The sequence below is a fragment of the Acinetobacter sp. 24-47-64 genome (assembly GCF_057737055.1).
This window is the reverse complement of record NZ_CM173215.1, coordinates 1,456,890-1,480,245: the sequence shown is the minus strand read 5'-3', so window position 1 is coordinate 1,480,245 and position 23,356 is coordinate 1,456,890. Positions and strand designations below refer to the sequence as shown.

15 protein-coding genes are annotated in these 23,356 nt (G+C 37.8%); 7 read left to right on the top strand and 8 right to left on the bottom strand.

Annotated features, from left to right (window positions below):
• Position 1 precedes the first annotated feature (1 nt).
• Genes betA through betI form a run of 3 tightly spaced genes read right to left on the bottom strand, consistent with a single transcriptional unit; the run spans position 2 to position 3,770 of the window.
• On the bottom strand, positions 2-1,669 hold the full coding sequence (gene betA / locus AC1M85_RS06975) for a choline dehydrogenase (protein WP_488213811.1): 1,668 nt from the start codon (positions 1,667-1,669) through the stop codon (positions 2-4).
• Between the two features lie 10 nt (positions 1,670-1,679).
• Positions 1,680-3,155 carry a betaine-aldehyde dehydrogenase gene (betB, locus tag AC1M85_RS06970; protein WP_488213810.1) on the bottom strand — a complete coding sequence of 492 codons (1,476 nt, stop codon included), beginning with the start codon at positions 3,153-3,155 and terminating at the stop codon, positions 1,680-1,682.
• Positions 3,156-3,188: 33 nt separating this feature from the next.
• Positions 3,189-3,770, bottom strand: a complete 582-nt coding sequence (gene betI, locus AC1M85_RS06965; RefSeq protein ID WP_035268653.1) for a transcriptional regulator BetI — start codon at positions 3,768-3,770, stop codon at positions 3,189-3,191.
• A 248-nt stretch (positions 3,771-4,018) separates the two neighbouring features.
• On the opposite strand from betI, the gene AC1M85_RS06960 reads away from it, so the two are divergent.
• Positions 4,019-6,055 (top strand): choline transporter, encoded by a 2,037-nt coding sequence (locus AC1M85_RS06960; RefSeq protein ID WP_035268654.1) that lies wholly within the window; start codon positions 4,019-4,021, stop codon positions 6,053-6,055.
• 34 nt (positions 6,056-6,089) lie between these two features.
• On the top strand, positions 6,090-6,698 hold the full coding sequence (locus AC1M85_RS06955; protein WP_035268656.1) for a MarC family protein: 609 nt from the start codon (positions 6,090-6,092) through the stop codon (positions 6,696-6,698).
• A gap of 68 nt (positions 6,699-6,766) precedes the next feature.
• Here AC1M85_RS06955 and AC1M85_RS06950 read toward each other — a convergent pair whose 3' ends face one another.
• The gene (locus AC1M85_RS06950; protein ID WP_488213809.1) at positions 6,767-7,381 is read right to left on the bottom strand and encodes an OmpW/AlkL family protein; all 615 of its coding nucleotides are present in this window, start codon (positions 7,379-7,381) and stop codon (positions 6,767-6,769) included.
• A 309-nt stretch (positions 7,382-7,690) separates the two neighbouring features.
• On the opposite strand from AC1M85_RS06950, the gene AC1M85_RS06945 reads away from it, so the two are divergent.
• From AC1M85_RS06945 to AC1M85_RS06935, 3 genes are read left to right on the top strand one after another with little or no spacing between them, the layout of a single operon-like run.
• Complete coding sequence (locus AC1M85_RS06945) at positions 7,691-10,156, top strand: heavy metal translocating P-type ATPase (RefSeq protein ID WP_488213808.1); 2,466 nt, start codon at positions 7,691-7,693, stop codon at positions 10,154-10,156.
• Positions 10,157-10,179: 23 nt separating this feature from the next.
• A complete protein-coding gene (gene cueR, locus AC1M85_RS06940; RefSeq protein WP_035268660.1) occupies positions 10,180-10,575 on the top strand; it encodes a Cu(I)-responsive transcriptional regulator in 396 nt (131 codons plus the stop codon).
• A gap of 34 nt (positions 10,576-10,609) precedes the next feature.
• The gene (locus AC1M85_RS06935) at positions 10,610-10,807 is read left to right on the top strand and encodes a heavy-metal-associated domain-containing protein (protein ID WP_035268662.1); all 198 of its coding nucleotides are present in this window, start codon (positions 10,610-10,612) and stop codon (positions 10,805-10,807) included.
• 77 nt (positions 10,808-10,884) lie between these two features.
• Here AC1M85_RS06935 and AC1M85_RS06930 read toward each other — a convergent pair whose 3' ends face one another.
• Positions 10,885-17,274, bottom strand: coding sequence for a BapA/Bap/LapF family large adhesin (locus AC1M85_RS06930; RefSeq protein ID WP_488213807.1), 6,390 nt, complete (start codon positions 17,272-17,274; stop codon positions 10,885-10,887).
• A 320-nt stretch (positions 17,275-17,594) separates the two neighbouring features.
• Here AC1M85_RS06930 and AC1M85_RS06925 point away from each other — a divergent pair, with 320 nt between their 5' ends.
• A complete protein-coding gene (locus AC1M85_RS06925; protein ID WP_180029054.1) occupies positions 17,595-18,665 on the top strand; it encodes a zinc-binding metallopeptidase family protein in 1,071 nt (356 codons plus the stop codon).
• Between the two features lie 78 nt (positions 18,666-18,743).
• On the top strand, positions 18,744-19,505 hold the full coding sequence (locus AC1M85_RS06920; RefSeq protein ID WP_481589625.1) for a 3-oxoacyl-ACP reductase: 762 nt from the start codon (positions 18,744-18,746) through the stop codon (positions 19,503-19,505).
• A 56-nt stretch (positions 19,506-19,561) separates the two neighbouring features.
• On the opposite strand, the gene AC1M85_RS06915 is transcribed toward AC1M85_RS06920, so the two are convergent.
• The 3 genes from AC1M85_RS06915 to AC1M85_RS06905 all read right to left on the bottom strand — a co-directional run bounded on the left by AC1M85_RS06915 (position 19,562) and on the right by AC1M85_RS06905 (position 23,345).
• Complete coding sequence (locus tag AC1M85_RS06915; protein ID WP_092766282.1) at positions 19,562-20,455, bottom strand: LysR family transcriptional regulator; 894 nt, start codon at positions 20,453-20,455, stop codon at positions 19,562-19,564.
• 164 nt (positions 20,456-20,619) lie between these two features.
• Positions 20,620-21,891, bottom strand: a complete 1,272-nt coding sequence (locus tag AC1M85_RS06910; protein WP_180029056.1) for a DcaP family trimeric outer membrane transporter — start codon at positions 21,889-21,891, stop codon at positions 20,620-20,622.
• An 83-nt stretch (positions 21,892-21,974) separates the two neighbouring features.
• Positions 21,975-23,345 carry an MFS transporter gene (locus tag AC1M85_RS06905; protein WP_092766280.1) on the bottom strand — a complete coding sequence of 457 codons (1,371 nt, stop codon included), beginning with the start codon at positions 23,343-23,345 and terminating at the stop codon, positions 21,975-21,977.
• Between the last annotated feature and the right edge of the window lie 11 nt (positions 23,346-23,356).

Sequence of the window (23,356 nt, the reverse complement as noted above, 5' to 3'; positions counted from 1 at the left end):
ATTAAGAAAATAAGGGTGAAGTTTCTGCACGATAAAATGGTGCATCTGAAGGGGTTAAAGCAGGTCGATTACGAATGTGATCAGCAATCTTCTCGGCCATCATGATCGTCGTTGCATTGAGATTACCAGTAATAATCAGCGGCATGATAGAAGCATCAACCACTCGCAACCCATCTATTTCATGGACACGACCGTAACCATCTACAACAGCTAAATCATCTTCACCCATTTTACAGCTACACGAAGGATGATACGCTGTTTCTGCATGATTTTTTACAAATTCATCAATTTGCTGATCTGTTTTTAATGCTGAACCTGGACTAATTTCTCTACCTCGATACTGATCTAATGCAGGCTGATGCATAATTTCTCGTGTAATTCTCACTGCATCACGGAATTCGCGCCAATCTTGTTCAGTGCTCATGTAGTTAAATAAAATGCTCGGATGATCAAAAGGATTTTTCGAGGTTAAGCGAATTCTTCCTCTTGACGGCGATCGCATAGATCCAACATGTGCTTGAAAACCATGTTCATTGATTGCATTGGTACCATTGTAGTTAATTGCAATTGGTAAAAAGTGATACTGGAGATTCGGCCACTCAAACTCATCACTAGAGCGAATGAATCCACCTGCTTCAAACTGATTGCTTGCACCAATTCCTTTACCCAAAAACAGCCATTCAGCGCCAATTTTAGGTTGGTTATACCATTTTAATGCAGGGTAAAGACTGACGGGCTTCTTACATTGGTATTGAAGATACATTTCTAAATGATCTTGCAGATTTTCACCCACTCCCGGTAAATCTTGCACAACCTTTACATCCAGTGACTCTAATAATGACTTAGCTCCTACCCCAGAGCGCTGTAAAATTTGAGGCGATGCAATAGCACCTGCGCACAGCAATACTTCTCGCTCAGCATAGACCTTGTGTAAATTAGTTACATCTTGACCAAGAATGTATTCAACACCGATAGCTTGTTTTTTTTCAAATAAGATTCGATTGGTTGTGGCATGCGTAATAATCGTTAAATTCTGACGACCTTTAGCCATATCTAAATAGCCACGAGCGGTACTGGAACGTCTGCCTTGAGGTGTCACCGTACGATCCATTGGACCAAAGCCTTCTTGTTGGTATCCATTTAAATCATCCGTACGTTGATATCCAGCTTGCACACCCGCTTCAACCATTGCATGAAATAACTCATTATTGTCTGACTTTGGCGTAGCAACACTAACTGGGCCTTGATCACCGTGATATTCATTTGCACCAATATCTCTAGACTCTGCTTTTTTATAGTAAGGTAAACATTCAGCATAGCGCCAATGACTGAGTCCTTTCATTTGAGACCATTGCTCTAAATCCATGGCATTCCCACGGATATAACACATACCGTTAATTAATGATGAACCACCTAAACCTTTACCACGTCCACATTCCATACGGCGGTTATTCATATGTGGTTCTGGATCAGTCAAATATGCCCAATTATAACGTCTACCTTGTAAAGGATAAGCCAAAGCAGCAGGCATTTGAGTTCTAAAATCTAAACGGTAGTCAGGGCCACCCGCTTCAAGGAGCAGAACTTTAATATCTGGATCTTCGGTGAGTCTCGCTGCAAGTACATTCCCAGCAGAACCTGCACCTATGATAATGTAATCATATGTCATAGTGTTCTCCTTAGGCTTTAAATACAGATTGAAATGGACTTAATTCCACTTGTACCGATTTGATTTGCGTGTAGTGTTGTAAAGTCGTTAAACCATTCTCTCTTCCTACACCAGAATGCTTATAGCCACCGACTGGCATTTCAGCTGGCGATTCACCCCACGTATTGATCCAACATATACCTGCTTGAATTTGGTGGATGATTCGATGTGCTTTGACAATATCAGGGGTAACCACGCCAGCAGCCAATCCATAAGAAGTATTATTAGCGCGACGAATCACTTCTTCTTCTGATGTATATGTCAAAATACTCATCACAGGACCGAAGATTTCCTCTTGAACAATGGTCATCTCATCTCGACAATCACTGAAGATTGTAGGCAGTACAAAAGCACCATTTTTTAAATGATCACCTGTTGCTCTAGAACCACCACACACTAAACGTGCTCCCTCCCTTTTAGCAGAATCGATGAATGCCAAAATTTTATTCATATGCGCAAAGCTAGATACTGGTCCAAAATTTGTTTCTGGATCGAGCGGATTACCTAAGCGGATATAAGGAATACGTTCTAATAGCTTTTCTTCAAATTTTGGCTGTAATGATTCTGGAATAAATACTCGTGTCCCATTCGTACAAACCTGTCCAGAACTATAAAAATTTGCCATCATTGCAATATCTGCAGCTAAGTCTAAATCAGCATCTTCACAAATAATTAATGGTGACTTCCCACCCAACTCCATCGTGACTTCTTTAAGACTCGATTCAGCAGCTTGAGCCATCACTTTTTTTCCAGTGCTCACACCACCAGTAAATGAAATTTTCGCAATATCTACATGCTGGCTTAAATAGGCACCAATATCACCGCCCCCTGTTACAACATTGAATACCCCATCTGGCACTCCAGCTTCGGTATAAATTTCTGCCAATTTAAAGGCTGTTAAGGGGGTAATCTCGCTGGCTTTGAAAATCATTGCATTCCCCGCCGCCAAAGCAGGTGCTGACTTCCATAAGGCAATTTGAATTGGATAATTCCATGCTCCTATACCAGCTACAATTCCCAAAGGTTCACGGCGTGTATAGACAAATGAATCTGTTCTTAAAGGAATCTGTTGACCCTCGAGTACAGGTAAAATTCCAGCGTAGTATTCGAGTACATCAGCCCCTGTCACAATATCTACAGTCGATGTTTCACTATAGGCTTTACCACTATCTAAGGACTCAATGGTGGCAAGTTCATCATTTCTTTCACGTAAAATAGCTACAGCTTTATTTAAAATTCTTGAACGCTGCATATAAGTCATTTCAGCCCAAACTTTCTGTCCTTGTTTGGCAGATAGAATGGCTTGATCCACATCCTGTTGAGAACATGCTTGAATGGTCGCGAGAACTTGCCCCGTGGCTGGATTAATCGAATCAAAAGTTTGACCTGATTGAGCATCGACGAATTGTCCATGAATATAAGGACGTTGTAATGGGAATTTATTCATACGATTAGCCTCAGATATAGTAAATATTAAAAATTATTGTGTAAGTTGCTGCTGGATAAAGGCATGGCAAAGACGGATAGAAAGATCAGTATCAATCTCACTTCTTGTTAATGCGCCCCTTAACCAGAACCCATCAATTAATGCAGCCAACCCTTGAGCTGCTTGCTCAGCTTTTAGGGGGCTTAAACGTTTTAAAAACTCATGTTTTAAATTTGAATGTAGCCGACAGTGATTCACTTGCTGTAATCGGTGTAGATCGGGTTGATGCAAACTAATAGCCCAAAACGCGAGCCATACTTTCATCGCGGCTTGATTGGTCTGAGGAGTTGCAAAATTCGCTTTAACAATCGCCATTAAACGATCTTCTGGAGAATGTCCAACCTCTGATTTTAGATCCCTTACACTTTCTCCAAGTTGCTGTAGTAAATAGCGCATGGTTGCCTCAATCAATCCATTCTTGCCACCAAAATAATGACTAATAATACCCGTGGAGACACCTGCTCTTTGCGCAATCTGTTGAATGGATGCATCAGCAAAACCGAGCTCATTTACAGTGGAGAGAGTAGCATCAATCAATTGTTGACGACGAATGGGTTGCATACCAACTTTTGGCATAAGATGACCTAAACCTACAGGAGATTATAATCAGCGTTTATCAATAAGAACGCTGTAACATTAGTAAACGTTTTTTTAATTGAACGTTCAATCAATAAAAATTATAGTGCTATTACTTCCATGATGTACAGCTCAGTTTGTTTTGTATTTGCAAAAGTTTGTAATTGTGGATCAAGCAAGCTTCTATCAGGATATAAATCGAACTGCGCTGTAGATCATTTCATTACTCATTGAATGGTCACTGATTTATGCATAACAAAAATGATCAAACGCAGGATAGTTTGAATAAGGTCGTGTTCTATGTATCAGCATCATTGATACTTTTGTTTTCGATCACCACAATTTTGTTTAATGAAGCTGCTAATAACGTCATTACACAAACCCTCGATTGGGTAAGCAGAACCTTTAGTTGGTATTACCTGTTGGCTGCGACACTCTATTTTGTCTTTATTGTATTTATCGCATGCTCTCGATACGGCGAAATTAAATTAGGACCTAAACACTCTAAGCCTGAATTTAGTTTATTGAGTTGGTCTGCAATGCTCTTTTCTGCGGGTATTGGTATTGATCTCATGTTCTTTTCCGTGGCTGAACCTTTATCGCATTACATGAACCCACCTGTAGGTGAAGGACAAACCTTTGAAGCAGCACGTCAGTCCATGGTATGGACCTTGTTTCATTATGGTTTAACTGGTTGGAGCATGTATGCATTGGTTGGTGTAGCCTTAGGTTACTTCAGCTATCGTTATAACCTTCCCCTTACGATCCGTTCAGCTCTCTACCCTATTTTTGGAAAAAAAATTAACGGTCCTATAGGTCACACTGTAGATACAGCTGCCGTCTTAGGTACGATTTTTGGTATCGCGACTACCTGTGGTATTGGTGTCGTACAACTCAATTATGGTCTTCATGTTCTCTTCGATCTACCTGAAAATTTGTGGATTCAAGCTGGTCTAATCGGGATCGCGGTGGTTATTACTGTCATCTCAGTAACGGCAGGTGTGAATAAAGGGATTCGAGTTCTTTCTGAAATCAATATCTATGTCTCGATTGGGTTACTCCTCTTTATTCTTTTGATTGGTAATACAGAATTCTTACTCGCAGGCTTAATCCAAAATTTAGGTGATTACCTCAGTCAATTCCCAAAATTGAGTTTAATGAGTTTTCCATTCGAACAACCTAAAGAATGGATGAACAGTTGGACGCTTTTCTTTTGGGCTTGGTGGATTGCATGGTCGCCATTTGTTGGTCTATTTTTAGCACGAATTTCTCGTGGTCGTACCATTCGTGAATTTGTATTTGGTACGTTGATTATTCCGCTACTATTTACACTGACTTGGTTATCCATATTTGGAAATAGCGCACTTCACAATGTAATTTTTGATGGTAATGCACAACTCGCAACAACCGTTTTAGAAAATCCAGCGCATGGTTTCTATGACCTACTTGCACAATATCCTGGTTTTACCTTCTTAGCCGGTATAGCAACAATTACAGGATTATTATTTTACGTTACTTCTGCAGACTCAGGCGCTCTTGTTTTGGGTAATTTCACGACAAAATTCACCAATATCGAGCATGACTCTCCAAGGTGGCTCAGCGTATTTTGGGCTATAGCCATTGGTTTACTCACCTTGGCGATGCTGATGGCAAATGGTATTACTGCCTTACAGAACACAACCATCATCATGGGTCTGCCTTTTAGCTTTGTCATATTCTTTGTGATGGCGGGTTTATACAAATCCTTGAGATTGGAAGATTTCAGACAAGCCAGTACTAGCTTAAATGCCGCGCCAGTCGTGGGCAATGTGGATATTCTCAATTGGAAAAAGCGACTCAGTCGCGTAATGCTTCATCCAAGCCATGAACAAACATTAAAAATGTTAGATGATGTGTGTAAACCTGCAATGGATGCCGTGGCACAGGAACTTTTATCCAAAGGTGTCAAAGTCGATGTGAATACCAAGCCTCTTGAAGATAATGCTGAGCTTTATCATTTGGACCTCATTATTCACTTGAATGAAGAAGAAAATTTCGTATATGAGATTTGGCCCGTTCGTTATGACACCCCTAACTTTAGTACCCGTGCTAAACGAACAAAGCGTTATTACTATCGTTTAGAGAGTTACTTATTTGAAGGTTCGCAAGGTAATGATTTGGTCGGTTACAACAAAGAACAAGTGATTAACGACATTTTGGACAAATATGAACGTCATATGATGTACCTTCATATTAACCGAATCAGTCCAGGTAAACGTCCACAATTTCCTGATCGTGACATTTAGTTAGTAGTAGCTCATCTAAACAAGGAAAATGACTATGTCAGAAAGTCTAAACGCCTTTGCTCTATTTTTTTCGTTGCTTAATCCCTTTTTAATGAGCATTTATATGCTTGGGATTATTCGAAATTCAGATGCAAAAGTTTTTAATATGGCCCTGATCCAAGGTAGTTTGATTAGCTTTGTGGTTTTTGTCATTTTTGCTAAAACAGGTGAAGCCTTTTTTAATGATGTACTTCATGCACGATTTGAATCTTTCCAAATTTTTGGTGGAATCATTTTCCTGGTGATTGGTTACCGTTATGTATTTGAAGGTGCTGATACGATTGGGGTCATGCGTGGAGCACCAAACCATTTGGCTGGTACGATCGCCATGCCATTTATGATCGGTCCAGGAACGATTTCTGCATCTGTGATTACAGGCATTCAATTAAGTTTATGGCAGACGATCACAGTCATCTTTATGACCTTATTCTTAACCTGTAGTCTTTTGATATTAATGAAATATTTGCATGATAATTTACAGCATAAATATTCTAATTATATCGACTTATATGTAGATATCGTGGGTCGTGTTGCTGCATTGCTTATCGGTACGATTGCCATTGATATGATCGTGACTGGTGTTACTGGGATCATCAATGGCTAATTGAAGGTTGTTGTTGATATTTATAAAAAAGGAGTCTTATCAATGACTCCTTTTTTAAACCCTAATATTTAGAATCTATATCCGATATTTAAACTATACACCGTTGGATCTACATCCACACTTCCCACCTTTTCTCCATTTACTTTTACATCAGTTTTGATATCCGCATATCGGATATCAGCACCAACACTCCATTGAGGGTTCAATTGGTAATCTACGCCTATTTGACCAGCCCAACCAAAAGAATCTGAGAGATCGAACTTATCACCACTATATAATCGGTCATTAAAAAAATAGGTGTAATTTAAGCCCAGACCCACATAAGGTTGTAACTTTTCATTGGGTAAGAAGTGATATTGCACACTGAAAATTGGAGGTAAATGTTTTGTTTTTGCGACTTCATTACCAGCAACATTAATTTTATGCTCTGGTGGCAAACCGACTAATACATCAAATGCGATATTGGGTGTATAAAAATAAGAGATCGTACCAGTGACTCCCCAAGCATCATCTATTGTGACGGGTGCTGTTCGATTAAAAATACTACCTGGAGAAGATGTGGGATCAATATTGCTAATCGCACCTCTTATCTTCCATTTATAATCTGCGCTGTGAGCATTAGAACTCAATGCCACGGTACTCAATAAAATCGCGAATAAACCAAAACTTAATTTATCATTCATATCATTACCCATTTTTTATAAATATCTGAAATTTTGAAGATTGTTAATCATTTGAATTGAATACTTTAGATCATATCGATAATTCTTTTTGATGGTTATTTTTTATTCTGATTTGTTTTGATGATTTTTTATTTAAGAAAATTTATTCAATTTAAATGGATTTTTGGAATATTGTTTTTAATTTAAGTGAGGAAAGAACATACGCCTAATTTGGATTCCAATCAGTAATGATGAAACAAGAAACAAATCTTATTGACCTTACCACAATGGGAAGGTTTAGAATGATCATGACCTTATTTCAATCAGCATATGGAGTTAAGTATGTCATCTACTTCAACTAAATCTATTCAAATCAAAATTGAAGGAATGACCTGTGCTGCTTGTATAAGCCGAGTTGAAAACTCATTAAAAAAAGTCGAAGGTATTCAAAATGCCAGTGTGAATCTCGCCACTGAAATAGCGCAAATTGAGTTAACAACAGATGTACAAAATCAACAAATCATTCAAGCCATAAATAAAACAGGTTTTAACACTAAAAAATGGGCAACAATAAAATTAAAAATTTTAGGCATGACTTGTGCTGCATGTGTGAGTCGAGTTGAACGTTCTTTACTAAAAATACCCGGTGTATTAGCAGCACAAGTAAGTTTGGCGACTGAGACAGCAAGCATTGATCTACTTTATCAAGTTCCTGTTGATCAAGTTATTGAGCGAATTGAAAGATCAGGGTTTGAAGCTGTACTTGAACAAAAAGCAATCACAGCACTTCCAGATCGCGAACTTGAATCAAAAAAAATTCTCAAGCATTTTATTATCGCACTTGTACTCAGTTTACCTATATTTATCATTGAAATGGGGTCGCACCTCTTGCCTTCATTTCATCATTTTATAAGTACTTACATCAGTCAAAATCAGAGTTGGTTATTCCAATTTATTCTTGCGACTTTAGTTATTTTTATACCTGGACGGCATTTTTTCACACAAGGTATCAAGTCACTGATAAATTTACATCCTGACATGAATTCTTTGGTGAGTTTAGGATCAGGAGCTGCCTATTTATATTCTATTGTTGCTACGTTCTTTCCAAGTTTATTGCCACAACAGTCAGTACATGTCTATTACGAGCCTGCAACACTCATTATTACATTTATTTTGTTAGGCAAATATCTAGAAGCACGAGCTAAAGGTCGAACTTCTGCAGCGATTCAACATCTGATTGGCTTACAACCTAAAACAGCGCGAGTTAGAGTATCTGACCTCCAGACTAAAGATATATCGATTGATAAAATTACAATCGGTATGCAGGTTGAAGTTCGGCCTGGTGAAAAAATTCCTATAGATGGCGTGGTTATTTCAGGTGAAGGCTTTGTAGATGAGTCAATGATCAGTGGAGAATCTTTTCCAATCCACAAATTGATGGGTTCAGAAGTTGTTGGTGGAACCCTCAATCAAAATGGATTTCTTGTCATTGAAACCAAACATTCTTCTGAAAGTAGCATTTTATCTTCAATTATTCAGTTGGTTGAAAATGCTCAGACACAAAAGCTTCCCATACAATCTTTAGTCGATAAAGTCACCTTATGGTTTGTTCCAGTTATCCTCTTGATTTCGATGATTACTTTCATCGCGTGGCTGGTGATTGGACCTGAACCTAATCTGAGCTATGCTTTGATTAACGCCGTTTCTGTTTTGATTATTGCATGCCCTTGTGCGATGGGACTTGCAACCCCGATGTCGATAATGGTTGCGACGGGACGTGCTGCTGAACACGGAATTTTATTTAAAAATGCGACTTCACTTCAAAAACTTCGAGAAATTTCAACATTTGCATTTGATAAAACTGGAACATTAACAATAGGGCAACCTGCGATTAGTCATATCGAGATTTTCGCACCATTTACACATCAACAGGTTCTACAAACTGTTGCATCCGTTGAATATCATTCCGAGCACCCAATTGCTAAAGCGATTGTTCAATATGCATCCGATCATCATATAAAGATGATTGAAATTTCTGAGTTTAAGAGTATTTCAGGATTCGGCATTCAAGCACAATTGAATGGTCAGGATATTAAAATTGGATCTGTAGAATTTATTACTCGAGAAAACGCTAAGATCTCTCATGCACTCTCTCACCATCAAAGATTACTAGATGAAGCTCAAACACCCATCGAGGTCTCCATCGATGGTGAGCTTGCATCAATTATTTTAATCACGGATCAATTAAGACCTGAAACCTACGAGGTTATGACTCAACTTAAAAAGAACGACAAGCACATTGCTTTGATTACTGGCGATCATCAAAATGCAGCGCAATATGTGGCGAATCGACTTAATATCAATGCAGTTTATGCACAGGTCAAACCACATGAAAAGTTAAACATCGTTGAGACCCTTCAAACGCGATATGGAAATGTTGCTTTTGTTGGTGATGGTATTAATGATGCTCCTGCACTTGCGCAAGCTCAAGTCGGTATTGCGATAGGTTCAGGTACAGATGTCGCCATTGAAACGGCTGACCTTATTTTAATGTCATCAAATTTGAATAACTTATCTAAAGCCATCAAATTAAGCGAAATGACCATTAGAAATATTCATCAAAATCTGTTCTGGGCTTTTTTATACAATATTTGTCTGATTCCGATTGCTGCAGGCGTACTTTACCCCTTGACTGGTATCCTGCTCTCACCTGTTTTAGCCGCAATCGCAATGGCACTTTCTTCGGTATTTGTATTAGCGAATGCCTTAAGACTCAAAACTTTGAAATTAAATTAGCAGCTTAAAACAAAGGAAAGATCATGAATATTGGCGAATTAGCACGACGTTCAGGCTTAACTGCTAAAATGATTCGATATTACGAAAAAATCGATCTCATTTCTGTTCCGATCAGAAGCGCTAGCGGTTATCGTGTTTACACAGAGCAAGACCTTTCGACTTTAAGTTTTATTAAACATGCTAAAGATCTTGGTTTTTCGATCGATCAAATCAAAAGTTTAGTTGAGCTTTGGAAAAATCCTGACAGAAAAAGTGCTGATGTGAAAAAAATTACAGATCAACATATCCATTTTTTGACAGAACAAATTCATTCGATGCAATCAATGATTTTAAAATTAAAGGCTGCGAGTCAGATGTGCTCTAATGATTCGACTTCAAACTGCAGTATTCTGAATAAAATTGAACATATTCAATCGTGACAGTGATAGATGTTAACTAACGCAAGAGGTTATTATGAAATTATTTATTGAAAATATTAGTTGTTCGGGTTGTGCTAAAGGTGTCACTGCATCTGTATTGTCACTTGATCCTAATGCAAGCGTCAATGTAGATGTTGCCAACAAAATTGCAGATATTCGTACAACATATAGCTTTGAAAAAATCGCTGAAGTTTTGACTGAAGATGGTTTCCCTCCTGAATTAAAAGATTAAATTGCCATAAAAAAGGCGAAACATTATTTCGCCTTTTTTGATAAAACGCATACCGTAGTATGCGTATTTTTAAAGAATTAATAAATGATTTGACCGTTTTGAAGTAACTGCTCCAACGTCAGATCTGCATTTTGAGGACCAATATTCAACAATTGAGTAGCTTCAAATTGTGTACCTTCACCATCGCGATCGATTGAAATTACAGAATCTTTAACAGTGATATATTTACTTAAGATATCCGCAACTTGATCAGTCGAATCTGTTGAGAATGTAGTTGAAGTATTAGCATCAACAAATAGTTGAGATACATCAATTACATCGACACCTGCTTCGAAATCTGACCACGTATCAAAACCATTTCCACCCGTTGCATCGGCTTCATCAAGTAAGTTGAAGATTAATTTATCCGCGATATCACTTCCAGTGAATGCGTCATTAAATTTCGAACTTGTAAATGATTTGTTTACATCAAAGCTTAAAGTAGCTGTTGAAGTCGTTCCACCAACTGTCGAAACAGTATAGCTAAATTCTTCTTTACCAAATCCTTTTCCTGATGGTGTATACGTATAGCTACCATCATTATTGAAAACAAGAGTACCAAATTTACCTTCGACAGTTACACTAGGATTACCACTATAAGTCGACGTCGTTAATCCATTAATAGTATAAGAACTAATAGAATTTAAACCGTCATCATTATTAGAAACGTTTCCAATAACTGGTTCTAAAGCAACTGGAGTAAATTCATTCAAGTACGTTGTATTAAACGTGATTGTAGAGTCCTCGAAATAAGCAAGTCCAGGATTAACAAGATTAGCTTGTACAGTATATACACCAGCGGGAAGATCATTTAACTGTAATACTTTTCCAGTAACAGCATTTAACTCACCAGTCTTAACTACAGTGCCAGCTGCATTTTTCACTGTGTAACTAATACTGCGTGATGAAGTTAAAGATAGAGTACTTTCAAAAGAAATTGCAACTGTACTGACTGAGTTTTCAGCTATTGCAAATTTAGCATCGATAGTACGTTGAGCCAGACCAATATCTAAAATTGTATCATTTACAATAGTTTCTGATTTATTTTGCATTACAATTTCAGATTCTTCAAAATCATCTTGAGCAACAGCTAAATCAATTTTAATAGTTAACGTTTCGAGTGAACTATTTCCATTCCGATCTTTAATGACATAAGTAAATGTCTCGATTTCACCATATGGTAAGCTTGTGCCTTCACTAGGTTTATTTACGAAGTATTGGTAAGTTCCGTCCTTATTGAGAATTAATTTACCATACACACCTTGAAGTTCTGTTTCTTCAACAAGCTGAGTATTACCAGCAATAATGATTTCTGACCCATTAGCTAATTCAATCTGACCTGAAGTTTGACCGACAAAATCATTGTCTGTTTTAACAGTCGAATAATCATAAAGTGTGTCTTTATTAACATATAGACCAGATCCACCAAGTACATTAAGTCCTGTTGGAACAGTCACTGCATAATAGTCACCCTCTGTAAATTTAAGTGTAACTTCATCAGATTTACCACCTAAAATTACTGTGTACCAGTTATTTATGCTGTGAACTTGGACATATTCATTGGTATCAGCATTGAACTTATAAATAAATAAAGAGTATGAAGTTAAACTTACACCGCCGCCATCGCCTTGGAAAGTCATTTCACGAACATTATTTTCATTCACTGTGAAATTCATGAACGAAGATAAATCAACTGCACCAGCTTTAATAACTGGATCTAACAAACTTACATCTAACACTTTAACATTTGTTAATTTAGGCACTTCACCAGTGATATCTTTAATTTCAGGAAGTGGATTGATGATAACAGTGTCGTTGATTTCTGATTGTTTTACCTCAACAACTTTATTATCAATCGATATATTAAGCTTTGCAGAAGCTGTATTACCTAGTTCTGTTTTAACGTAATAGGTAAACTCATCTACTTGCCCGAATGGACCTTTAAAGTCTTCATTAATCTCGTAACGATAGCTTCCGTCTTGATTAATAAATAACGTACCAAATTTACCTTCGATCGCGGTTTCAGAATTACTATTCAACGTAATTGCTGCATTAGAACCAGCCATAACTGACTCTACAATCGTACCAGTTGGCAGTACATCCTGACCATCAACAGCATCTGCATCTGTGATTACATTACCAGTTGCTTCGCCATCGACTGACACAACTTCATTATAATCCAGAATAATGTCATTCAATACCTTCAATGTATAACCACTTAATACTGTTACCCCAACAGAAGGTGTTAAGAATACAATATATTTACCTTCAGGAAGGCTCACGTTCAATTCTTCAGAAACACCAGCCAGTAAATAAGCTTTCAACCATTGTTTCTCAGTCATGTACTCTTTGTATTGACCAGTTTCTTCATCAAATTGATAAATTTTAAGATCGTACATCGAGACGATCGAAACACCACCTGATTGTGATTTCAATGTTAAGTTGCGAACTGTCCCATCAGCAACATCAACTGTTAATGAATTTTGAAGAACTTCTGTTAAAACATTAGCTTCGAGCACTGCACCCAAGCCAACACTTGCTACCGCAAATGCAGTTTTATCTTCAAGTTGTTGTTCTGCTGAAGGTAATTTAGTAGTCGGGTTAATCAATTCAGGAATGAAATTAACTGAGTTATCCGCTGGAAGTACTATTTCTTGAAGATCATCGACAATACCATTGTTATCTAAATCGTTCACTGCCGGTACTGCTGTATCCAGAGCATCTAAACGAGCATCTAGATCATCTTTAGCTGCTGATGCAGGTAATGCATCAACCAAGCCTTGTGCTGTACCTTTCAACGCATTCAATTCTTCTTTGATCGCTTGTAATTCAGCTTGAGTTGTTGGGCTGATTACACCATTTTCAGCAGCAATTGCCTCTACCAATTCATCATGCTTAGCTTCTGCAGTTTGAACCGCTTGTGTTGCTGCTGCAATCGCGGCATCAACATCATCAGCAATACCATTGCTATCTGTATCGTTCACTGCTGGTACAACTGTATCTAGAGCATCTAAACGAGCATCTAGATCATCTTTAGCTGCTGATGCAGGTAATGCATCAACCAAGCCTTGTGCTGTACCTTTCAACGCATCTAATTGATCTTTGATCGCTTGTAATTGAGCTTGCGTTGCTGGACTGATTACACCATTTTTAGCAGCAATTGCCTCTACCAATTCATCATGCTTAGCTTCTGCAGTTTGAACCGCTTGTGTTGCTGCTGCAATCGCAGCTTCCGCAGCATCAATAATACCATCATCATTTAAATCATTAACTACTGGCACAGCTGTATCTAAAGCATCTAAACGAGCATCTAGATCATCTTTAGCTGCTGATTCAGGTAATGCATCTACCAAGCCTTGTGCTGTACCTTTCAATACATCTAATTGATCTTTGATCGCTTGTAATTGAGCTTGCGTTGCTGGACTGATCACACCATTTTTAGCAGCAATTGCCTCTACCAATTCATCATGCTTAGCTTCTGCAGTTTGAACCGCTTGTGTTGCTGCTGCAATCGCGGCATCAACATCATCAGCAATACCATTGCTATCTGTATCGTTCACTGCTGGTACAACTGTATCTAGAGCATCTAAACGAGCATCTAAGCTATCTTTAGCTGCTGATGCAGGTAATGCATCAACCAAGCCTTGTGCTGTACCTTTCAACACATCTAATTGATCTTTGATCGCTTGTAATTGAACTTGCGTTGCTGGACTGATCACACCATTTTTAGCAGCAATTGCCTCTACCAATTCATCATGCTTAGCTTCTGCAGTTTGAACCGCTTGTGTTGCTGCTGCAATCGCGGTATCAACATCATCAGCAATACCATTGCTATCTGTATCGTTCACTGCTGGTACAACTGTATCTAGAGCATCTAAACGAGCATCTAGATCATCTTTAGCTGCTGATGCAGGTAATGCATCAACCAAGCCTTGTGCTGTACCTTTCAATGCATCTAATTGATCTTTGATCGCTTGTAATTGAGCTTGCGTTGCTGGACTGATTACACCATTTTTAGCAGCAATTGCCTCTACCAATTCATCATGCTTAGCTTCTGCAGTTTGAACCGCTTGTGTTGCTGCTGCAATCGCGGCATCAACATCATCAGCAATACCATTGCTATCTGTATCGTTCACTGCTGGTACAACTGTATCTAAAGCATCTAAACGAGCATCTAAGCTATTTTTAGCTGCTGATTCAGGTAATGCATCTACCAAGCCTTGTGCTGTACCTTTCAATGCATCTAATTGATCTTTGATCGCTTGTAATTGAGCTTGCGTTGCTGGACTGATTACACCATTTTTAGCAGCAATTGCCTCTACCAATTCATCATGCTTAGCTTCTGCAGTTTGAACCGCTTGTGTTGCTGCTGCAATCGCGGCATCAACATCATCAGCAATACCATTGCTATCTGTATCGTTCACTGCTGGTACAACTGTATCTAAAGCATCTAAACGAGCATCTAAGCTATCTTTAGCTGCTGATTCAGGTAATGCATCTACCAAGCCTTGTGCTGTACCTTTCAATGCATCTAATTGATCTTTGATCGCTTGTAATTGAGCTTGCGTTGCTGGACTGATTACACCATTTTTAGCAGCAATTGCCTCTACCAATTCATCATGCTTAGCTTCTGCAGTTTGAACCGCTTGTGTTGCTGCTGCAATCGCGGCATCAACATCATCAGCAATACCATTGCTATCTGTATCGTTCACTGCTGGTACAACTGTATCTAGAGCATCTAAACGAGCATCTAAGCTATCTTTAGCTGCTGATTCAGGTAATGCATCTACCAAGCCTTGTGCTGTATCTTTCAATACATCTAATTGATCTTTGATCGCTTGTAATTGAGCTTGCGTTGCTGGACTGATTACACCATTTTTAGCAGCAATTGCCTCTACCAATTCATCATGCTTAGCTTCTGCAGTTTGAACCGCTTGTGTTGCTGCTGCAATCGCAGCTTCGGCAGCATCAACAACACCATCACCATTTAAATCATTAATTACTGGTAAAGCTGTATCTAGAGCATCTAAACGAGCATCTAGATCATCTTTAGCTGCTGATGCAGGTAATGCATCTACCAAGCCTTGTGCTGTATCTTTCAACGCATCTAATTGATCTTTGATCGCTTGTAATTGAGCTTGCGTTGCTGGACTGATTACACCATTTTTAGCAGCAATTGCCTCTACCAATTCATCATGCTTAGCTTCTGCAGTTTGAACCGCTTGTGTTGCTGCTGCAATCGCGGCATCAACATCATCAGCAATACCATTGCTATCTGTATCGTTCACTGCTGGTACAACTGTATCTAGAGCATCTAAACGAGCATTTAGATCATCTTTAGCTGCTGATGCAGGTAATGCATCAACCAAGCCTTGTGCTGTACCTTTCAACGCATCTAATTGATCTTTGATCGCTTGTAATTGAGCTTGCGTTGCTGGACTGATTACACCATTTTTAGCAGCAATTGCCTCTACCAATTCATCATGCTTAGCTTCTGCAGTTTGAACCGCTTGTGTTGCTGCTGAAAAATCTAAATTAGTAAGATTATCCACAGCATTATTTAGTTCATCACGAGCATTATTTACATCATCAATGCTTGGCTTGTCACCAATATTGTTATTAAAGTCATCTACAAGCTTTTGAGCTTCTTCAATTTCTTTTTCTAATTCTGATCTAGTTTCATCAGTATATGGATCATTAGGATCTTCATTTTCCAACTTATCCTTTGCATTTTCCAAATCAGCTTCAAGATTATTAATTGCTTCTTCTAATTTAGCAGCATCTTTAGCTTCTTGATCTTTTAAAGCATCTTCAACAATAGAAATTAAATCATCAGCCGTCTGGTCAAGTAATTCTTGACTTGATTCTGGGTCTTTTAAAACAGCTTCTGCATCATTAATAGCATTTTCAACTCGCTGTTTTTCATCACCATCCAATTGATTTAATGAATTTTTAGCATCATTGATTGCATCAACTAATTTGCTGAGATCTTTGGAAGGTTGTTTTGTGTCACTTGATCCATTAGCAGCATCAAATACAGCAACGCCAACTCCAACTGCACCTAGTGCAAGTGAACCACCAGCTAACCAATTATTTAAGATTGTAGCGCCAGTTCCAGCACCACCTTCTAGTAACGCTTCTATGCTTTCTAAAGGGTTGTATTCTACATTTTTGAAATCAAGAACAAACATCTCACTATTTTGGTTACGGAAAACTAAATCAGATGTTTCATAATTGAAGTTTTCTAGGGTTATTGTTTCCCCATTATTAAGTTTAATAATGACCTGATTATCATTCACAATCAGCTCTTGAACATCTTCAGGAGCCACGTCGATCATTACAACTGAGTCTTCAACAATTTTAATTATATTGCTTTCTGAAGTGATCGTATTATTCAAGGTTTTTTTTGAGATAATCTGAGTTTGCATATACAAAATACCCATAGATTTAAAGAAATTTTACTTGATAGCATTAAACGATCATTTAGTTTTCTAATCAAGATTTTTTTAGATTAAAAATCATATATTTCAATATATTGTGATTTGAATCACACTATTTTTTAATAAAATTGATTTTATTTTATACAGTAACTAAATGATCTTAATTATACTGCTATTTACAAATTCAATACGTTGATTACTTATTGTTCATCATTCTTCTTGCTTTTAATTTTCATTATTTAATATCAGAAACACAAATTTTTTTTGAAAAAAGCAATGGTATAATCTCAAAAAAATGAATAATTTTTATGAAATATTTTTCTTGCGCGCAGTGCAATCAGCAAATCTTTTTTATGAATTCTACATGTACTCATTGTGGAATTAATTTAGGATATGTTGTAGAAGAAAGAGAAATGGGAAGTTTCCATAAACATACTAGTCAGTTGTGGAAATCCATTAATCCCAAATTCAAAAATAAACTCTATAAACCCTGTTTTAATTATTTGCATCATCATGTATGCAATTGGATGATTCCTGCAGAAAGTTCTGATATTTACTGTGACTCTTGCAAACTAACCTCTATTATTCCAAATTTAAATAATCCTGATCACACCATCTATTGGAGCAGATTAGAGCATGCGAAGCGTCGTTTCCTTTATATGATGCAACAACTAAATATCATGCCGAGACCAAAAAAAAATGATCATGATCAATTTGGACTTAGATTTAATTTTTTGATGCCCGAACCAGATCTTCCTGTTTTAACTGGGCATGCTCAAGGTACAATTACATTAAATGCAAGCGAAGCAGACGTCGTATACCGCGAAACAACCCGAATAAAAATGGGTGAAAACTATCGAACCCTACTCGGTCATTTTCGCCACGAAAGCGGGCATTACTATTTCGATCTCATTCAAGAGCTTCGACCAGATCTCATTGATGCGTTCAGAGTAATGTTTGGAGATGAACGACAAGATTATGCTGAGGCTTTAAAGCGACATTATCACGAAGGTCCACCCATAGACTGGCAGAAAAAATTTATTAGTTCCTATGCAAGTGCTCACCCATGGGAAGATTGGGCAGAGACTTGGGCACATTATTTACATATGATGGATACCTTAGAAACAGCATACTATGCGGGTCTGAGTGTTCAATCTAAACGTGCTGATCTCCCAAGTATGACGATCGAAGAAAATCCGATTGGTGCTAAAAACTTTGAAACTGTTTTACAAAACTGGTTAACCATCACTTTTAACTTAAATGCACTTAATCGCAGTATGGGTTTAGATGATGCATACCCATTTACGCTATCAGATAAAGTCTTAGACAAGCTCAGATTTATTCATCACAAACTATTAGAAATTTCATTTCAAAAATAAATTTTTTTGCTTTATCAAAGGTTGAAGTTACTTATTATTTAAATACAATCTTCACCAAGTCTTATTGATTGTGTGTAAATGAAAATAAACGAACAGATTGTACTCGTTACAGGTGGGGCACGAGGCCTTGGCTTGGCTATTACCAAGGCATTATTGAGCGAAGGCGCTCGTGTCGTTGTCAATTATCATAGTAGTCATGAGTCCGCTAAGACATTAAAACTTTCACATCCTGATCAAGTTTTTAGTTATCAAGCGGATATTACTGATGCAGATCAAGTTTCAGAAATGTTTAACGCTGCCAAACTGCATTTTGGTGAAGCTATACATTCAATTGTGAATAATGCACTCGTTAGATTTAAATTTAACGGGGATGCAAGACCAAATATTTCACAAATACAGTGGAATGATATGCACACTCAGTTTGAGGGTGCTGTTAAAGCTGCCCTCAATACCACTCAAGCCGCTTTAGCCGACATGAAAGCTAATCGATTCGGTCGAATTGTGAATATAGGAACAAACTTGGTGCAAAATCCTGTTGTGCCATATCATGACTATACTACTGCAAAATCTGCCCTTCTCGCATTGACGAGAACATGTGCTCATGAATTAGGTGAGTTTGGAATTAATGTCAATATGTTGTCTGGTGGATTACTTCAACAAACTGATGCAAGTCAAAGCACGCCACAGGAAGTTTTTGATTATATTGCTTCCGCTACTCCCTTGCGTAAAGTAGTCACTCCTGATGAGTTTGCTTCAGCCATTTTAATGTTTTTGTCACCGTACTCTAAAGCTGTCACTGGTCAAAATTTAATAGTGGATGGCGGTTTGGTTAAAAATTAATAACGATGCTTAGAGCTTAGGCTATTTTTTATTTAGGGAATAGCCTACCAATAATGTTATTTTACAAGGATTTCATGAAACATATGTCTAAGCCATTGATGGCTGGTCTTATGATGACAGGACATATGCCAATATTGTTTAACACCATATGTCGGGAAAGCAATGGGTGCATCAAAGATTTTTAAATTTCCTCGTGATAATAAAACTTCGCTTAAATAATAAGGCACTGTAGCAATCGCATCAGTTTCTTGAACAACAAGACCAACACCAAGATAACTTGGTAATCGCATTAAAATATTTCTTTTAAGTTCAAGGTTTAACAGCTCATTTTCAATATGGTAATGCCCCATTCCCGCATCAATATCAATGTGTGATTCTGCCAAATACTGTTCTTTGCTGATTGAATCTCCCGTTAAACGAGGGTGATCTTTTGCTGCAATTACAACATAATATTGCTCGAATAGTTTTTGTTGATAAAAGCCATTTTCTAAATGCGGCAAAAATCCTAATGCAAGATCAATTTCACCATTTGCCATTTGATAACTTGTTTCAGAAGTTATTGGCCGTACATTTAATCTGACATGAGATGCTTTTGCTTTTAGATATTGGGAAATCTTAGGCAGTAATACTAAATGCGAAACATCAGTCATCGCCAAGGTGAATTGTTGATCTGATATAGCTTCATCAAAATCGATCGTAAAATTATTAATCGCTTCAACCTTACTTAATGCTTCACTGACCAATGGGAATAATTGCTTTGATAATTCCGTCGGGATCATTTCATTCCCAATTCTTAAAAAAAGCGGATCGTTATAATGTTGTCGAATTTTATTAAGAATATTACTTACAGCAGGTTGACTCATCTGCAATTGTTCAGCAGCAACCGAGACACTTTTAAATTTGTAAACATGAAAAAAAATACTGAGTAATTTGCAATCTAATTCGTACACGAAACGCGCCTTCTCCTAGTAGATGAGAATCTAAAGTCAAATAAGATCTCATAGTACTTTTATATTTTTATTTTTTCTAGGATCTATTCTGACATTCTCAAAAACCATCCCATAAAAAAAGAGCGAAAAATCGCTCTTTTTATCATCATTCAAGCTGGAATCATTTAGAAATTATAAATTGCTACAGCACTTACACGATTATCCTCACCTGTGTTAGAACCATTTGGTGCAGATACTACAGCTTTACGCTCACCATACACATATTCCAACCCAAGGCTAATGGGTTTGATCGGACTATAGAATGCATTGACCCAACCTTGCCAAAGCTCCTTATTGATCTCTGTCAGATTTATTGCACCACCTCGATAAGCATTTGTCACATCTTGATTCATATAACCAAAACCAACAGTTCCACGCCATTGAGGATTAAATTGCTGCGTTAGACCTATTGTAATCGAGTCAAATTCATTCTCATCTAAAATTTCACCAGATGAGTTACGGCTGATACCAGGATTCGTCCATGAAACGAAACTGCTATCTCCTTTTACATGATAGTAGTCAGCTTTCAGTGTAGTTGAAGGAGCTAACTTATATTGCATACCAAGTCCTACGCCCCATGCAACGACTTCATCAACTTCTGTTTTCTTTTCATTGACCATAGTACGTAAACTGAGTTTAGCATCATCATTTAATTGATGATTTAATCGCGCTGTGACTGCAGGTGTACGCATTTTAGATAAGCCATCTTTTGGATCTTCTGCTGCAAGAACCAAGCCTGTTGCAGGTGCTAAACTCATACTATAACGAACTTGAGGTGTACGTTTTACAGCACCACCCACATAACCTAAGGCATCAATCGTTTCAGGCATATAGTCTGGCACAGCAAAGTTAGACCAAGTTTGACCAATTAACCATTTATCGTAATTCATATAAGCATGACGTATACGAAGATTATCTAATCCAGCTCCACCCAAAAAGTCGACTTCAACTTTACCTGAAACTTTTTTATCATTGATTTGACTATGAATATCCAAACCTAAACGTGTTGCTGATAGAGTCGACTTCAGTTGATCACTTGCTTCACTTTGTCCCGCTAAAGGAACTTTATTAATATTATTATATAGGCGATCTGCCGCACTACCTTCGGCTTGATATGAGGCATCTAGACGAACATTACCATAAAAATTAAAAGTGGTATCTTTACCAACATTTAGTTTTGGTTGGGGTTTAACAGATTCTGTTTTTAATGTCTCAATCGATTTTGTCTGTACAACAGCATTCTTCTGTTGTTGTTCCATCATTGATTTAAGTACTTCAATTTCTTGACGTAGTTGCTCTATTTCAGACTGTTGTGTGCTTTGTGCAAATGTTGCAGTAGAGGTTAAAACAGCTAATGAGATTAAACTTAAAGTAAAAGGTTTGTTTGAAAAGATCATCCTAATCTCTCTTATCCTATAAAATGGTTTGAAAGTCTAAATAACAGCCACCTTCTGGCAGCTGTCTTATTTATAAAGAATTTTTACTGTGCTTGTTCTACGACTTTAGAAGAGTGCACCGGTTCTTCCTGAGCAATTTTTCCATCTACTGAATTTTTCAGATTCACCATAAAAATTGCTAAGGCTGCAATCACACCAGGAATTGCGATGACCAAGAAATTCATTTGGTGCGGAAGTTCCATGGTTAACAAAGCACCAGTGAGTACTGGACCTACGATTGCACCAATTCGACCAATACCAGACGCCCACCCCATACCAGTTGAACGAACTGTCGACGGATAATATTGTGCGACGAATGTATAAAGTAGAATTTGTGAGCCAATCGTTGCAGCGCCCGCGATTGCAATTAGCGTATACAACACGATTTGTGGACTATTAAAGCCGAGAAGGATAAGTGCAAGTGCACCGCACACGAACATAATTGTGAGTACTTTTTTGATGTGGAAACGATCTGCAAGATATCCACCACCGATTGCACCCACCATACCACCGATATTTAATGCAAATAGGAAGATCATACTTGCACCAAGCGAGTAACCCGCTTGAATCATCAGTTTTGGCAACCAGCTTCCTAAAGCATAAACCATGAGTAAACACATAAAGAATGCAACCCAGAACATGAAAGTACTGAAGGTACGACCTTGCTGGAATAATGCTTTTAAAGGAGCTTCATCACCTGCTGTGACTTCATCTAATACAAATTGAGTGTCAGCAGTAATATTTTTTTCAGGTGCGATTTTCTTCACATTAATTCGCACTTGCTCGGTTTGGTTTTTGTTGGTCAGGTACATCAAAGATTCTGGTAGGAATTTCCAAATCAACGGCAATGCGATTAAAGGCAATGCAGCGATATAGAACATAATTTTCCAGCCATATTGTGGAACTAACCAAGCACCTAATAATGCTGACGTCATACCACCAATTGCATATCCACTGAACATAAGGGCAACTAAAGTACTTCTAATTCGCTTAGGTGCATATTCAGTCATTAAAGCAACAACGTTAGGCATCACACCGCCAATACCCAGACCAGCAAGAAAGCGTAAAATACCAAATTCAGTTGGATTCGATGCAAATGCCCCCAAAAATGTAAATCCACTGAAGATTGCCACACAAATCATAATGGTTTTTTTACGACCAAGCTTATCTGATAATGTACCAAATGACATAGCACCGAACATCATCCCGAATAAAGCTGTGCTTGCTAACAATCCAGCTTGTACTGAAGTTAATGCCCATTCCTGCATTAATAAAGGTAATGCAACTCCATAAATAACAAGATCATAACCATCAAAGATAATAATCAATAAGCACCAAAACAATACACCCCAATGAAATGGTGTGAACTTAGCATCATCAATCACACGATTGATATTTAATTTGTTTGCTTCCAAGGTTGCGCCTC